Source organism: Olavius algarvensis spirochete endosymbiont, from assembly GCA_900608495.1.
GTDB lineage: Bacteria > Spirochaetota > Spirochaetia > DSM-2461 > DSM-2461 > UBA2779.
The window spans coordinates 1-441 of the sequence record UWYT01000225.1; the positions used below are offsets into that span (position 1 = coordinate 1).

2 protein-coding genes are annotated in these 441 nt (G+C 55.8%); both read right to left on the minus strand.

The genetic code is table 11. The features are described from left to right. Positions 1–92 precede the first annotated feature (92 nt). On the minus strand, positions 93–203 hold the full coding sequence (locus S1OALGB6SA_RS10930) for a hypothetical protein (RefSeq protein WP_124032940.1): 111 nt from the start codon (positions 201–203) through the stop codon (positions 93–95). Between the two features lie 46 nt (positions 204–249). After that, the coding region (locus S1OALGB6SA_RS06620) for an SBBP repeat-containing protein (RefSeq protein ID WP_195910342.1) at positions 250–441 on the minus strand (192 nt) is incomplete at its 5' end.

The following is a 441-nucleotide window of genomic DNA, read 5'->3' on the forward strand; positions in this document are numbered from 1 at the left end:
ATTCAGGAGTTTTTTCAAACTCAGCGTCTACTTTCAAAACGATAACCAGCCCCGACCTTCGCATCAAGGGGCAGTTCTAAAAGATACCGCACTTAACATGAGGAGCCATCGCCCGCTGGCCAGGGCAGCTTGTACTCTATCCTCCGGATGCGGTGGTTGCCATTATCTGCTACATAGACATTGCCGGATGAGTCCACAGCCACGCCGCAGTGCTGGCGATGGCATCCTTATAACCTGACTTGCCGCTGCCTAGGGCACCTTGTACTCTATCTTCCGGATGCGGTGGCTGTCAGAATCTGCCACATAGACATTGCCGGCTGAGTCCACAGCCACACCGGTGGGGTAGTCAAACTTTGCCGTGTTGGCGGCGCCATCCGCAAAACCCTCTGTGCCACTGCCGGCAAAGGTGGTTACCACCCCCGCCGGCGTGATTTTCCGGAT